The sequence below is a fragment of the Micromonospora sp. PLK6-60 genome (assembly GCF_019890675.1).
GTDB lineage: Bacteria > Actinomycetota > Actinomycetes > Mycobacteriales > Micromonosporaceae > Micromonospora.
The window spans coordinates 199,468-212,676 of the sequence record NZ_JAIOAA010000004.1; the positions used below are offsets into that span (position 1 = coordinate 199,468).

Sequence of the window (13,209 nt, forward strand, 5' to 3'; positions counted from 1 at the left end):
GACCGCGGAGCCCGCCCGTCGCGGTGTGGACGGGACGGGCCGGGTGCGGCGGGACCGCGAGACCGCCCGTCGCGGTGTGCACGGGACGGGCCGGGTGCGGCGGGACCGCGAGACCGCCCGTCGCGGTGTGGTGGGCGGGTGCGGCGGGAGCGGTGGGACGGGAGGTGACCGGCGGTGCCGCCGGTACGGATGGGGCGAATGAGGCGGGCACCGCCCCTGGACAGGGCGGATGGCGGGGGCCCACCATCGCTGTACGCGACAGCTGCGCAGCGCGGGAGGTGCCCCATGGTCACCGGTGAGATCCAGCACCCGTACGCCGTTCGCCCGGCCCGGCCCTCGCTCGGTGCCGACCTGCGCGCCCTGGCCGGCACGCTCGCCGTGTCGCCGCGGGAGGCCCGTTGGCGGGAGCGGCTGATCCTGCGGCTGGCCCCGCTCCGCGCGGGCTTCGCCGACCACGTCCGGGCCACCGAGGGGCCCGCCGGTCTCTACGCCGAGTTGCTCGGCCAGGCGCCCCGGCTGGACCGGGGTGTCCGGCTGCTGGCCCGGGAACACGTGGCGATCGCGGCCGCGCTGACCGCCCTCCAGCGCGCCGCGGAGCTGCCCGGCGTGCCGGCGGAGGAGCTGCGCGGCCGGGCCGGTCACCTGTTGCGGGCGCTGTCCCGGCACCGGCAGCGGGGCGCGGACCTGATCTGGCAGGCGTACCAGACGGACCTGGGTGGCGAGACCTGAGCGGCCGGCGGAACCGGCGGGGGACGGCCGGCGTCGAAGTGGCATGCGTCGCGTGATCGCCCTGCTGGGCCTGCCTCTCCTGGTCGTCGCGGCCGGCTGCGCGCCGGTCGGCTCGGTGGCGGCTGATCCGATGGACCACGAGTGGGAGGCGTTCCACCAGCGGGCGGCCGACATCGCCGACGCGTGGCGGGCCGATCCGGGGCGGGCCGCCGGCTTCGTGCCGTTGCAGGGCCCGACCGTGTTGACCGGTGACCCGAAGTTCGACCCCGACACCGAGGCGGCGTTCCAGGCCGGCTGGTACCGGGACCAGATCGAGCTGCCCGCCGCGGTGCCGGCGCCGGGCACCGTACGGTTCCCGGACGGCCCGACGACCGTGCCGTTGATCAGCGCCGCCGAGGCGTACCGGCAGTTGGATCAGGGCGATCCGCCGCCGTGCGACGGGCGGCCGATGAACCCGCCGGGGCGGCCCGCGGCGACCGGGCCGGCGACCGAGCCCGGCCCGGACACCCCGGTGCACACCGAGGCGCCCACCGCCTGCGTCCCGCTCACCGTCACCGGGGCGCGGCTCGGCACCGTGCCGTTGCGCACCACCCGGGGCACGGCCGAGGTGCCGGCCTGGTTGTTCACCGTCGCGGAGCTGGCGGTGCCGGTGGCCCGGGTCGCCGTCGCGCCGGCCGCCGTCACCGAGCCGTCCGACGCCGCCCGGCCGGACCGGCCCGCCCCGGAGAACGTGGTCGGCGCGCAGGGCCTGGAGCGGGTCGACGGGACCCGGCTGCGGTACACGGTCGGGGTGGGCAGCTGCGACACCGGGATCACCCCACTGGTGACCGAGTGGGACGACCTGGTCGTGGTGGGCGCCGGGGTGGTGCGCAGCACCGGGGTCTGCGACATGATGTTGAAGCTGGAGCCGGTGGAGGTCGACCTGCGGGCGCCGCTGGGCGACCGGCCGGTGCTGGACGCGGTGACCGCCACCCCGCTGCGCCTCGACGAGGCCGCCCGCTGGCGTTGACCGGGCTCAGAGGAGCTGGGGCACGTCGGTGCTGATCGGCACCGGCAGCACGGTCGGCCGGTCGGCGGCGAGCGCCGCGTCCAGCGCCTCGCCGAGCCGGTCCAGGTCGTCGACCACGGTGGCGGCGCAACCGTAGCCGCGCGCGACGGCGGCCACGTCCAGGCCGGGCAGGTCCAGGGCGGGCACGCCGGGGGTGTGCTTGAGGTCGGCGAACGCCTTGAGGATGGCGTACTGCTGGTTCACCGGCACCACGACGGGCAGTGGCAGCCCCAGCCGCGCGGCGGTCCAGAGGGCCTGCACCGAGTAGTGCAGCGAGCCGTCCCCGATCACCGCGACCACCGGGCGCCGCCGGCCGGTGTCCCGCTCGGCCAGCGCCACGCCGATCGCGGCGGGCAGCCCGAACCCCAGCCCGCCGCTGGCCATCGTGAAGTACGACGCCGGCCGGGTGATCCGCAGCCGGCGGCGCAGCGCGGACAGGTTCGACGGTGACTCCTGCACCAGCACCCCGTCGGCCGGCCAGTGCGCGGCCAGCGCGGCGAACAGCGCGTCCGGCGCGGGCGGGTCGGCGGCCTCGGGCGGTTCCGGGGCGGGGCGGGGCGCGGGCGGCGGCCGGTCGGCGGGCGGCACCAGCTCCCGCAGCGCGTCCAGGGCGAGCCCGGCGTCGCCGAGCAGGCTGTCGCCGACCGGGGCCCGTGCCGACTCGTCCGGGTCGTCGGTGACGTGCAGCAGCCGGGCGCCGGCGGGCAGGTAGTCGCCCGGCACGTGCGGGTAGTAGCGGAACACCGGCGCGCCGATCACCAGCACCGTGTCGTGGCCGCGCAGCGCGTCGGCGAGCGGCCCGATCGCGTACGGCAGGACGCCACGGAAGTGCGGGTGGTCCTCGGGGAAGACGGCCCGTTCCGGCGCCGGGGCGGCCCAGACCGGGGCGGCCAGCCGTTCGGCCAGGCCGACCGCCGCCGGCCACGCCTGCGCCCGGTCCACCGCCGCGCCGAGCACCAGCGCGGGCGCGCGGCTGGCGGCGAGCACGGCGGCGAAGTCCCGCAGCCGCGCCGGGTCGGGGGCGAACCGGGTGGCCACCGTGCGGACCTGCGGGGGCGGGTCGGCGGGCCGGTCCCAGTCGTCCATCGGCAGGGAGAGGAAGACCGGACCGGCCGGCGGTTGCGTCGCCGTCGCGTACGCCCGCATCAGCGCCGCCGGGATGTCCTGCGCCCGGACCGGCTCATAGCTCCACTTCACGTACGGCTGGACCAGCTCGGCCGCCCGGCGGCTGGCCAACCGGGGCTCGATCAGCAGCATCTCGCGGTTCTGCTGGCCGGCGGTGACGATGAGCGGCGTCTTGTTGTGCCAGGCGGTGACGAGGTTGCCCATCCCGTTGCCGGTGCCCGGGGCGGTGTGCAGGTTCACGTGCGCGGGGCGGCCGGTGGCCTGGGCGTACCCGTCGGCCATGCTGACGGCCGTCGCCTCCTGCAACGCGTGCACGTACTGGAAGTCCGCCGGGAAGTCGCGGAGGAAGGGTTCCTCGGTGGAACCGGGGTTGCCGAAGACCGTGGTGAGGCCCAGGTCGCGCAGCAGGTCGTACGCCGTGTCGCGGACCGTTGCCATCGCCGACTGCCCCCGTCTGCCGCACCGGTGTCGGGGACGGCTCGACGATCAGTTCCCCGACCCGATCGAATCTAACGGGACGGGGCGGGCTTTTCGGGAGCTTCCCGGCTCCCGCCGGGTGCCGCCGGTCACGCCGCCCGGGTCAGGGCAGCGGGAAGGGCAGCTGGATCCCGTCCAGGGCCGTGCCGCACGGGCAGTCCCGCTCGGCCGGCAGCGCGGCCAGCGCGTCCAGCAGCACCGCGCGCAGCGTGTTGGTGTTCTCCGCGAACACCCGGAACACTTCCTGCTGGGTGACCGACCCGGCCCGGTCCACCCCCGCGTCCAGGTCGGTGACCAGGGCGATCGAGGTGTAGCAGAGGGCCAGCTCGCGGGCCAGCACCGCCTCCGGATGACCGGTCATGTTCACCACCGACCCGCCGATCGCGGCGAACCAGCGGGACTCGGCGCGGGTGGAGAAGCGCGGCCCCTCGACCACCACCACCGTGCCGCCGTCGACCGCCGCCACGCTGTGCCCGGCGGCGGTGTCGAGCAGCGTACGACGCCCGGTCGGGCAGTACGGGTCGGCGAAGGAGACGTGCACCGCGCCCCGGTCGTAGTAGGTCTGGGCCCGCCCGCTGGTCCGGTCGATCAGCTGGTCCGGCACCACGAAGGTGCCCGGGCCCAGCTCCGGCCGGAGCCCGCCCACCGCGCACGGGGCGAGCACCTGACGTACCCCCAGCGACCGCAGCGCCCACAGGTTCGCCCGGTAGGGAATGAGGTGCGGCGGGTGCCGGTGGTCCCGCCCGTGCCGGGGCAGGAACGCCACCGGCCGGCCGCCCACCTCGGCGACGGTGATCGCATCCGACGGCGGGCCGTACGGGGTCTCCACCTGGTGTTCGGTGGCCCCGTCCAGCAGGGCGTAGAGCCCCGAGCCGCCGATCACGGCGAGTTCGGCCGTCGGCCCCATCGGTCCTCCCCTGGATCCCGCTCGATCATCCGCCCGTCAGACCTTAACCACCGGCGGGAGTGCAGGCTATGGTGCCAGGCATGGGGTTGACAGCGCGAAGGGCCGGCGGCGTCGCATCCGTCCCGGTGCGCGGCTGACGGATGTCCGAGATGCAGGAAGAGGGACAGGCGATCGGTGGCCGCGCGATGGAGTCGATGACCGGGCGGCTGCTCGTCGCGACTCCCACCCTGAAGGACCCGAACTTCGACCGTACGGTGGTGCTGCTCGTCGCGCACGAGCCCGGCGGCGCCCTGGGCGTGGTGTTGAACCGGGCGACGGAGGTGCCGGTGGCCGACGTCCTCGGTGACTGGGGTGACCTGGCCCGGCACCCGGCGGTGCTCTTCGAGGGTGGGCCGGTGCAGCCCGACTCGGCGATCTGCCTGGCCCGGATGCGACACCCGATCAAGCCGCTCAAGGGCTTCCAGCGGGTCTCCGGTGCGGTGGGCACCATCGACCTGTCGGTGGACCCGGAGCGGCTGCGGGAGAGCATCGGCGTGATCCGGGTCTTCGCCGGCTACTCCGGCTGGGGTGCCGGCCAGGTGGAGCAGGAGATCGAGGAGGGTTCCTGGTTCGTCCTCGACGCGCTGCCGGGAGACGCGTTCGTCGACCGCCCCGACGACCTCTGGCCGATGGTGCTGCGCCGGCAGGGCGGCATGCTGGCCGCCGTGGCCCACTTCCCGCCGGACGTGGCGCTCAACTGAGCCTCCCGGGGCGGGGACCCCGCGAGATGACCATGCCGAGCGGCGTGTGTATAGTTCTCTGCGTGCCCGGGCGACCGGGGACGACAGCGAGGGGCCGTGGCGCAGCTGGTAGCGCACCACACTGGCAGTGTGGGGGTCAGGGGTTCGAGTCCCCTCGGCTCCACCCGAGCGAAAAGCCCTGGTGGGAGACATTGTCTCCGACCAGGGCTTTTGTCATTGCGTCAAGCTCGTGGTCTACACCGCCATTCAGAAACTCCAGATGTTGTTCGTCATCGGCGCGCAGCCGCTTCGCTGAGATCACGACGCACTCGCTGCGCGACGCGGCAGGGCGAACACGTCAGTCCAGGTGCTCGGCGGGGTCGGTCTGCAACAGCCAGGCCAGCGGCATCCGGGCCCGCTCCTGGTAGCCGGAGCCGGCGAGGTGGTAGAGGATGACGGTCTGCCCACCGTCGCGATCCACCACCCAGTATCGCGGGATGCCCGTCGAGGCGTACTCCCGGACCTTCGTCACCGAATCCATCGCCTCCGACCCGGGGGAGACGATCTCGACCACCAGTGCGATGTCCTCTGCCGCTGACCAGACCCGTCGCGGCGGTGGTTTGCGCCACACCGTGAGGTCGGGAATCCGGCCACCGTCGCCGTCCGGGCCGGGGATGCGGATGCCGGCGGCCTGGAGCACCTGCTCCGCCGGCCAGCCCGCCACGATGAGCCAGGCGAAGATGCGGCTGGCGATCATGGCGTGCTCGGAATCGGGCGGCGGCATGACCGACAGGACCCCCTCGGGACTGGTCTCGTAGCGGTGTCCGTTCGGGTCGGCGGCGTTCATCGCCGCCAGGTCGTCGAGCGTCACGACGGCGGGCATGTACCTGCCGACACTCTCCGCGCTCATACGCCTCATCCTAGGCGAATCGCGGGCACCCACCCGGTTGCGCCGTCCGCGACGCGTCGGCGGTCGGCACCACCCCGCATGCGAACCGGCCACCCAAGAGGAGTGATCCAAGTCACAGGACCGGATGAATCGCGGGCGACGCGGCGGTCGTCTTGCCGGGTGTGAAACGAAGCCTGGACGCGGCCGACGAGGACGAACTCGTGCGCCGCACCGCCGCCGGGGACCGGCGCGCCTTCGACGAGCTGTACCGGCGTACGTCGCCGTGGCTGCTCAGCCGGCTGCGCCGCCGGTGCGCCGACGACGACCTGGTCGCCGACGTGATGCAGGAGACGTACCTGGCCGTCTGGCGGGCCGCGGGCAGCTTCGCCGGGTCGGGCCCGGACACCTCGGGCAGCGCGGTGGGCTGGCTGTGGACCATCGCCGCGCACCGCCTCGTCGACGCGTTCCGCCGCCGGGCGCGCCGGCAGGAGATGCCGGTGGTGCCGCTCGCCGAGACGGTCGCCCCGGCCGCCGAGGACGAGGCGCTGTCCGGGCGGGTCGGCCACGAGCTGGAGCAGGCCCTGCTGGTGCTCCCCCCGGAGGCGCGCCAGGTGCTGCGGGCGATGGTGCTCGACGGATTCTCCGTCCGAGAGACGTCGCTGCTGCTGGGCGTGCCGGAAAGCACCGTGAAGTCGCGGGCCCGGCGGGCCCGGATCGCTCTCCGGGAGGCGCTGTCATGACCACGCATCCGAGTTCCGCCGTGATCGCCCGCTACGCCGACCCGGAGGCGGACCTCGACGAGGTCACGGTCTGGTCGGTGGAGGTGCATCTGGAGGACTGCGCGTCCTGCCGGGCCCGGGTGGCCGGCGGCACCACGGACGACGCTCGGGCCCTGCTCGACCGGATCGCGGCGGGCGTGGACCACGGCATCGCCACCGGACCCGCTCCGGCCCGCCGCCGGCGCTGGTCGGCGGCGCGCAGCCGCTGGCTGGTCTGGCATCTGGTGCCGTGGCTCATCATGACGGTGGCGGTGCTGGGCTGTGCGGTGCTGATCGAGGCGGCGACCCCCCGGCTACCGTCGCTGGTCTCCCTGCTGGCTCCGGTGGCGCCGCTGCCCGCGGTGGCGATCGCGTGGAGCCGGCGGCACGACCCGGCCTGGGAGCTGCTCGCCGGCACGCCCGCCGCCGGGCTGGCGATGCTGTTGCGGCGTACGGCCGCGGTGCTGACCGTGGTCATGCCGGCGCTCGCCCTGGCGACGGCCCGTACCGGAGCCTCGCTGGCCCTGACCCTGCTGCCGTGCCTGGCCTTCACGGCCGCCACCCTCGCGCTGGGTGCCTTCGTCGGCGTGCGCCTCGCCGCGGTCGGGCTCGGCACCGCCTGGGCGCTGGCCGTGGTGGTGCCCGCCGTGGTCACCGCGCACCCGCCGGCGGTGCTGCGGCCGGGCACGTCCGGTGCGTGGGCGCTGCTCGCCCTCGCGCTGGCCGGGGTCGCCGCGGCCCAGGCCCACCACTTCCGCCGGCTGTCCAGCCACAACTGACCCGTCGGGTTGCCACACCCACCTCGGAAGGACTGATGATGCGTACGGTGAGCGCGGCCGAAACGGCCCCCACCCTCCACCCCTGGGCGGTGCACGCCGAGGGACTGCGGGTACGAGCCGGCCGGCACCTGGCCGTCGACGGACTCGACCTGACCCTCGGGGCCGGCGTGCACGGCCTGCTGGGGCCGAACGGGGCCGGGAAGACCACCCTGATGCGGGCGCTGGCCACGGTGGTGCAGCCGGCCGGTGGACGGCTGAGGCTGCTCGGGGCGCCCGTGGACGGCCGCGCCGACCTGCGCCGGGTACGGCGCGGGCTCGGGTACCTGCCGCAGCAGTTCGGGTTCTATCCGCGCTTCACCGTGCGCGAGTTCGTCGAGTACCTGGCCTGGTTGAAGGAGATGCCGAAGGCCGCGGTGCCCGGGGCGACGCAGCGGGCGATCGACCGGGTCGGCCTCACGGCCAAGGCGGACGCCCGGCTGAAGACGCTGTCCGGCGGCATGCTGCGCCGGGCGGGCATCGCCCAGGCGATCGTCAACGACCCGGCGGTGCTGCTGCTCGACGAGCCCACCGTCGGCCTCGACCCCGAGCAGCGGCTCGACTTCCGGGAGCTGCTGCGCGACGTCGGCGTCGACAGTTGCGTGGTGGTCTCCACCCACCTGGTCGAGGACGTGGTGGCCGCGTGCACCGACGTGGTTCTGATCAACGAAGGTCGGCTCGTCTACCAGGGCACCCCGGCCGAGCTGGCCGCGCAGGGCGGACCGGACGACGCCGGCGACAGCCCGGCCGAGCGGGCGTACTCCGCGCTGCTGCGCCGGCACCGCGCGGAGGCCGGCCGATGACCCGCATCCTCGGCATCGAACTGCGCCGCTCGGCGGCGCTCGGGGCGGCCCTGGCCGTGGCGGTGGCCGGCGTGGCGCTGCTCTTCCTCGTCGACCCGACCCTCTTCACCACCGGCTGGATGCAACTGGTCATGACCCAGCGGCTCTACCTGGCGGTGCTGTGGCCGCTGGCGCTGGCCGCCGGCGCCTGGCAGGCGCGCCGGGAGCGCCGCTCGAACGTGACCGAACTGTTCGCCACCGTTCCCCGGCCGCACGCCCAGCGGGTGGTGCCGACGCTCGGCGCGATGGCCGTCGCGATGGCCGGTGGCTACCTGACGGTGGGCCTCGCCGGCGGGCTGTGGATCGTCGGCACCGCCCGGTACCTGCCGGCGGCGTCCGTCGCGGTGCCGGCCGTCGGCGTGCTGGCGCTGATCACCGCGGCGTGGCTCGGTCTCGCGATCGGCCGGCTGTTGCCGTGGCCGATGACCGCCCCGGCGCTGGGCGTGGCCGGCCTGGGGCTGCTGCTGGCCATTCCCTTCCTGACCCGTCCCCGGGGGTGGCTGGCCCTGGTCTTCTCGCCGATCACCGAGATGAACATGCCGGGCGCCTACGCCACCGTGCCCGGCCGGGCCAGCCTCGCCCAGGCCGTCTGGCTGGCCTGCCTGGCCGGCGCCGCCGTGCTGCTGCTGGTGTCCACCGGCTGGCGGCTCCGGGTGGCGGCGGTGCTGCCGGTCGCGGTGGGCGCCATGCTGGCCGTCCTGGTCATGCCGCACCAGAACCGGCTCGTCATCGACGCGATCGACCCGGTGGCCCGGGAGTTGGTGTGCACGCCGGACGAGCCGCAGATCTGCGTCAGCCGGGTCCATTCCGGACTGCTCGCCGAGGTGACCGGGCCGGCCCGGCAGGGTCTCGCCGCCCTCGGGCAGCTGCCGGACGCGCCGACCCGGGTGCACGAGGACACCACGACGTACGTGCCCGCCCACTACCCGACGTGGCGCGCGGACGTCGTGCTGCTGCGCATCGAGGTCGGCCGGGACGGACACCTCGCCGACCGGACCGGCGTGGCGGCGGAACTGGCGCTGGCGGCGTTCGCCAGCCCACCCCGGTGCGAGCACGTCGTACCCCCGGCGGAGCAGCTCGCGGCGGCCCACTGGCTGCTGGGCCGGCCGCCGGTGACCCCCGAGTTCCACGAGCCCGAGGCGGCGGCCACGGCCACGCGGCTCTGGCAGGACCTGCGCCGCCTGCCCGACGGCGAGGCGACGACCCGGGTGGGCGCCCTGCGCCGGGCCGCCCTGACCTGCGCGGCCGGCGACGGGCTGCTGTCCCGGAGCCCGCGGTGAGGTGGCTCGCGCTGTACCTACGCTCCCGGCGCGTCCCGGTCGCGCTGGCTCTGACGGGCGGCTGCGCGGTGCTGATGTGGGCACTGCGGTCGGCGTCCTCCGACGGTGGCACCGTCGTACGGGTGGTCGTCCTGACGGCCCTGCTGCTGGTCACCGCCCTCGCCCCCACCCTCGCCGGCCCCGACGACGCCCTCGAGGCGACGGCCGCGTTCCCCTGGTGGCCACGGCGCGGCGCGCACCTGCTGGCGGCCTTCCTGGTCGTGTCGGTGCTGCTGCTGGCCACGACGGTGACCGGGGCCCACTTCGATCCCGCCTGGCTGGGGCTGCGCGACGCCGCCGGGCTGCTGGGGCTGGTCGCGCTGGGCGCCGCCACGATCGGCGCCGCCCGCGCCTGGTTCCTGCCGCTGGGCTGGACGCTGGCCGCGACGCTGTATCCCGGCTCCGAATCGGTTCTCGGGCGGATCCTGACCTGGCAGGCGCAGCCGCCGGCGAGTACCGCCGCGGCCGTGACGGCCGGGCTGCTCGCCCTCGGTGGGTTCGGCGCGTACGTGCTGGCCGGCCCGGCCCACCGCGCACCCGCCGAGGCCGGCCAGCAGTGACCGGCCCTCAGCCGAGCTGCTGGGCCAGCCCGACGATGATGCCCTCCGGGCCGCGGACGTAGCAGAGCAGGTAGACGTCCTCGTAGCGGGCCAGCTCGCCGACGAGTTCGGCGCCGTGGGCGCGCAGCCGGGTCAGCACGTCCTCGATGTCGTCGACGGCGAACATGATGCGCCGGATGCCCAGCGTGTTGGCCGGCGCGTCCGCCGGCTCGGCGCGGACCGCCCGCGGCGCGTGGAACATCGCCAGCTCGACCCGGCCGTGGCCGTCGGGGGTCCGCAGCATGGCGACCTCCTGGCGGACGTCGTCGAGCCCGATGACCCGCTCCACCCACCGGCCCTCGATCGGCCCCCGGCCCTCCAGCTCCATGCCGAGTTCGACGAAGAACGAGATGACGGCGTCAAGGTCCTCCACCACGATGAGGACGTTGTCCATCCGTTGGATCGTCATGCCGGGTCTCCTCGGTCTGGTGCGGCCACGGTGGCCGCGCTCGTCCCCGGAGACGGAACCGCCCGGCCGTTCTCGACATCCTCCGCCACATCGTCGTCGGCGGCGTCGACGTCGCCGGCCACCGGCGTGGCAGGGCAGGGTCCGGCGACCGTCGAACCTTTGGCGGCTCCGGGCCGTACCGGTGGGCGGGAGGTCGAACTGATGGCCGTACGCCGATTTGTCGCCGCCGTCCTCGCGGGCGCCGCGGCGGTGCTGCCGGTTGCCGGGCCCGCCGCCGCGCACGGCGCACCCACCAGCCCGGTGAGTCGGGCCGCGGCCTGCGGGCCGGTGGGCCGGGCGGCGGACAGCCCGGCGTGCCGGGCGGCGGTGGCCGCCGGCGCGGCGGTGCGGGAGTGGGACAACGTGCGGGTGGCCCAGATCGACGGCCGGGACCGGGAACGGATCCCCGACGGTGAGTTGTGCAGCGGCGGGCTCTCCGCCTACCGGGGGCTGGACCTGGCCCGGGACGACTGGCCGGCCACCGAGCTGACCCCGGGCGCCCGGTTCACCTTCCGGTACCGGACCACCATCCCGCACCGGGGCACCTTCCGGTTTTACCTGACCCGCGAGGGCTACCAGCCGGGCCGCCGGCTCACCTGGGCGGACCTGCCGGAACGCCCGTTCCTGGAGGCCACCGACCCGCCGGTGCGCGACGGGGCGTACCAGATGCCGGGCCGGTTGCCGGCGAACCGGACCGGCCGGCACCTGATCTACACGATCTGGCAGAACTCCAACACCCAGGACACCTACTACTCCTGCTCGGACGTGGTGTTCCGGGCCCCGGGCGGCGGCGCCACGGCGGGGGTGCTGGCCGCGCCGCCCGGCGACGCCGGGACGACCGGCGCCCCGGCCACCGGCCGCCCGGCCGCCGGGACCGAGGTGCCGGTGGCCGCGGCGGTGACCGACGAGCGGCGGGGGAGCCTGCCCTGGGTGGCCGTGGCCGGGGGATCGGTGGTCCTGCTGGCCGTGCTGGCCGGTACCCGGCTGCGCCGCGCGGGCACGCCGCCGCCGGGACGGGCCTGCGAGGTACGCAGCCACCGGGCGGGGCGCCGACGCGTCTGGTGACTCCCGGCGGCGGGAACGCGGAAGCCGCGTCGCAACCCGTGCGACGCGGCTTCGGCGGTGGTTCAGGGTCGGGTCGGCCTCAGAGCCGGTACGCCTTGTCGGTGGTGGTGACGCCCCGGGTGTCGAAGAAGCGCTGGGCGATCTCCGCCAGCCGGTCGGCATCGTACTGGCGGTGGTTCTGCACCAGGATGACCAGGTCGGCGCCGGCGACGGCGCTCTCCAGGTCGTCCATCCGCAGCACGTCGACGCCGGAGACCTTCCACTGGTTCACGTACGGGTCGTGGTAGCTCAGCTTGGCGCCCAGCGCGTCGAGCTTCTGGGCCAGCGCGACGGCCGGCGACTCCCGCTGGTCGGCGATGTTCGGCTTGTAGGTCACGCCGAGCAGCAGCACGGAAGCGCCGTTGGTGGCCTTGCCGGCGTCGTTGAGCAGGTTCTGGGCCCGGTGCGCGACGTACGCGGGCATCGTCGCGTTGATCTCCTGGGCCAGCTCGACGAAGCGGAACGGGTAGCCGAGCTTGGCCCGCACGTTGTGGCTCAGGTAGTTGGGGTCGATCGGGATGCAGTGCCCACCGACGCCCGGCCCCGGGTAGAACGCCTGGAAGCCGAACGGCTTGCTGGACGCGGCGTGGATGACGTCCCACAGATCGATGTCCAGCTCGTGGCAGAACCGGGCCATCTCGTTGACCAGCGCGATGTTGATGTGCCGGTAGGTGTTCTCCAGCAGCTTGGCGGTCTCGGCCTCCCGGGTGCCCTTGGCCCGGACCACGGTCTCGATGAACCGGCCGTAGAACGCGGCGGCCTTCTCGGAGCAGGCCGGGGTGTGGCCGCCGACGACCTTGGGCGTGTTGTGGGCGCCGAACTTCTCGTTGCCCGGGTCGATCCGCTCGGGGGAGAAGGCGAGGTGGAAGTCCTTGCCGGCGGTGAGGCCGGAGGCCTTCTCCAGGATCGGCCGGACCACCTCGTCGGTGGTGCCCGGGTAGGTGGTCGACTCCAGGATGACCAGCATGCCCTCGGTGAGGTTGCCGGCCACGGCCTCGGTCGCGCCGATCACCGCGCGCAGGTCCGGGCCCTGGTCCTCGGAGAGCGGGGTGGGCACGCAGATCACGGCGGCCTTGGCGCCCCGGATCTCGGACGCGTCGGTGGTGGCGCGGAAACCGGCGCCGATCATGTCCGCGATGTCACCGTCGGACAGGTCGTCGACGTGCGACTTGCCGGCGTTGAGCGAGTCGACGACCCGCTTGCTGATGTCGAAACCGAGGACGGTCATCCCCGCCTTCGTCGCCTCCTGGGCGAGGGGTAGCCCGACGTACCCGAGCCCGAGAATCACGACATCGACAGTCACTGCCTGCTCCTTCACTGCATGGCGCGCGGTTCGGGCGCTATTGTCGCCGACCGGCCGGAATGACGAGAAGTGGGGTGCTATGGGGCGTTTCTGCCCGTCCGCTGCGGGGTGTCCCGGACGGCGACGG

At 74.8% G+C, this 13,209-nt stretch carries 14 protein-coding genes and 1 tRNA gene; 10 read left to right on the top strand and 5 right to left on the bottom strand.

The genetic code is table 11. The features are described from left to right. The first annotated feature begins 285 nt into the window (after positions 1-285). Together K7640_RS10330 and K7640_RS10335 are read left to right on the top strand one after the other, a co-directional pair. Entirely contained in the window at positions 286-729 is a 444-nt protein-coding gene (locus tag K7640_RS10330) for a hypothetical protein (RefSeq protein WP_222954534.1), read from the top strand. A gap of 43 nt (positions 730-772) precedes the next feature. After that, positions 773-1,738: a hypothetical protein gene (locus K7640_RS10335; protein ID WP_222954535.1), complete on the top strand. Its 966-nt coding sequence runs from the start codon at positions 773-775 to the stop codon at positions 1,736-1,738. A 6-nt stretch (positions 1,739-1,744) separates the two neighbouring features. Here the strand turns inward: K7640_RS10335 and mdlC are convergent, their stop codons facing one another. Both mdlC and K7640_RS10345 read right to left on the bottom strand, forming a co-directional pair. Further along, the gene (gene mdlC, locus K7640_RS10340) at positions 1,745-3,340 is read right to left on the bottom strand and encodes a benzoylformate decarboxylase (RefSeq protein ID WP_222954536.1); all 1,596 of its coding nucleotides are present in this window, start codon (positions 3,338-3,340) and stop codon (positions 1,745-1,747) included. A gap of 142 nt (positions 3,341-3,482) precedes the next feature. Then, a complete protein-coding gene (locus tag K7640_RS10345) occupies positions 3,483-4,286 on the bottom strand; it encodes an S-methyl-5'-thioadenosine phosphorylase (RefSeq protein ID WP_222954537.1) in 804 nt (267 codons plus the stop codon). A gap of 149 nt (positions 4,287-4,435) precedes the next feature. Between K7640_RS10345 and K7640_RS10350 the strand changes: the two genes are divergently transcribed. Further along, positions 4,436-5,026, top strand: a complete 591-nt coding sequence (locus K7640_RS10350) for a YqgE/AlgH family protein (RefSeq protein ID WP_222954538.1) — start codon at positions 4,436-4,438, stop codon at positions 5,024-5,026. Positions 5,027-5,116: 90 nt separating this feature from the next. Then, a tRNA-Ala gene (locus K7640_RS10355) sits at positions 5,117-5,189 on the top strand. A 174-nt stretch (positions 5,190-5,363) separates the two neighbouring features. Here K7640_RS10355 and K7640_RS10360 read toward each other — a convergent pair. Then, positions 5,364-5,915 carry a Uma2 family endonuclease gene (locus K7640_RS10360; protein ID WP_222954539.1) on the bottom strand — a complete coding sequence of 184 codons (552 nt, stop codon included), beginning with the start codon at positions 5,913-5,915 and terminating at the stop codon, positions 5,364-5,366. 161 nt (positions 5,916-6,076) lie between these two features. On the opposite strand from K7640_RS10360, the gene K7640_RS10365 reads away from it, so the two are divergent. From K7640_RS10365 to K7640_RS10385, 5 genes are all read left to right on the top strand, one after another. Next, on the top strand, positions 6,077-6,634 hold the full coding sequence (locus tag K7640_RS10365) for an RNA polymerase sigma factor (RefSeq protein WP_222954540.1): 558 nt from the start codon (positions 6,077-6,079) through the stop codon (positions 6,632-6,634). Beyond that, complete coding sequence (locus K7640_RS10370; RefSeq protein ID WP_222954541.1) at positions 6,631-7,431, top strand: hypothetical protein; 801 nt, start codon at positions 6,631-6,633, stop codon at positions 7,429-7,431. Before K7640_RS10365 ends, K7640_RS10370 begins: the two co-directional genes overlap by 4 nt. A 38-nt stretch (positions 7,432-7,469) precedes the next feature. Further along, a complete protein-coding gene (locus tag K7640_RS10375) occupies positions 7,470-8,270 on the top strand; it encodes an ABC transporter ATP-binding protein (RefSeq protein ID WP_222954542.1) in 801 nt (266 codons plus the stop codon). Further along, positions 8,267-9,589, top strand: a complete 1,323-nt coding sequence (locus K7640_RS10380; protein ID WP_222954543.1) for a hypothetical protein — start codon at positions 8,267-8,269, stop codon at positions 9,587-9,589. Before K7640_RS10375 ends, K7640_RS10380 begins: the two co-directional genes overlap by 4 nt. A gap of 122 nt (positions 9,590-9,711) precedes the next feature. After that, on the top strand, positions 9,712-10,188 hold the full coding sequence (locus K7640_RS10385; protein ID WP_255608590.1) for a hypothetical protein: 477 nt from the start codon (positions 9,712-9,714) through the stop codon (positions 10,186-10,188). 7 nt (positions 10,189-10,195) lie between these two features. Here K7640_RS10385 and K7640_RS10390 read toward each other — a convergent pair whose 3' ends face one another. Beyond that, complete coding sequence (locus tag K7640_RS10390; protein WP_222954545.1) at positions 10,196-10,636, bottom strand: VOC family protein; 441 nt, start codon at positions 10,634-10,636, stop codon at positions 10,196-10,198. Between the two features lie 201 nt (positions 10,637-10,837). On the opposite strand from K7640_RS10390, the gene K7640_RS10395 reads away from it, so the two are divergent. Then, the gene (locus tag K7640_RS10395) at positions 10,838-11,740 is read left to right on the top strand and encodes a lytic polysaccharide monooxygenase (protein ID WP_222954546.1); all 903 of its coding nucleotides are present in this window, start codon (positions 10,838-10,840) and stop codon (positions 11,738-11,740) included. Positions 11,741-11,819: 79 nt separating this feature from the next. Here K7640_RS10395 and K7640_RS10400 read toward each other — a convergent pair whose 3' ends face one another. Continuing rightward, positions 11,820-13,082 (bottom strand): nucleotide sugar dehydrogenase, encoded by a 1,263-nt coding sequence (locus K7640_RS10400; protein WP_222954547.1) that lies wholly within the window; start codon positions 13,080-13,082, stop codon positions 11,820-11,822. Positions 13,083-13,209 lie beyond the last annotated feature (127 nt).

Coding starts and splice junctions, on each gene's coding strand:
- mdlC (WP_222954536.1), bottom strand. CDS start 3,340: ATGGCAACGGTCCGCGACACGGCGTACGACCTGCTGCGCGACCTGGGC.
- K7640_RS10360 (WP_222954539.1), bottom strand. CDS start 5,915: ATGAGCGCGGAGAGTGTCGGCAGGTACATGCCCGCCGTCGTGACGCTC.
- K7640_RS10330 (WP_222954534.1), top strand. CDS start 286: ATGGTCACCGGTGAGATCCAGCACCCGTACGCCGTTCGCCCGGCCCGG.
- K7640_RS10395 (WP_222954546.1), top strand. CDS start 10,838: ATGGCCGTACGCCGATTTGTCGCCGCCGTCCTCGCGGGCGCCGCGGCG.
- K7640_RS10350 (WP_222954538.1), top strand. CDS start 4,436: ATGCAGGAAGAGGGACAGGCGATCGGTGGCCGCGCGATGGAGTCGATG.
- K7640_RS10375 (WP_222954542.1), top strand. CDS start 7,470: ATGCGTACGGTGAGCGCGGCCGAAACGGCCCCCACCCTCCACCCCTGG.
- K7640_RS10390 (WP_222954545.1), bottom strand. CDS start 10,636: ATGACGATCCAACGGATGGACAACGTCCTCATCGTGGTGGAGGACCTT.
- K7640_RS10370 (WP_222954541.1), top strand. CDS start 6,631: ATGACCACGCATCCGAGTTCCGCCGTGATCGCCCGCTACGCCGACCCG.
- K7640_RS10345 (WP_222954537.1), bottom strand. CDS start 4,286: ATGGGGCCGACGGCCGAACTCGCCGTGATCGGCGGCTCGGGGCTCTAC.
- K7640_RS10335 (WP_222954535.1), top strand. CDS start 773: ATGCGTCGCGTGATCGCCCTGCTGGGCCTGCCTCTCCTGGTCGTCGCG.
- K7640_RS10380 (WP_222954543.1), top strand. CDS start 8,267: ATGACCCGCATCCTCGGCATCGAACTGCGCCGCTCGGCGGCGCTCGGG.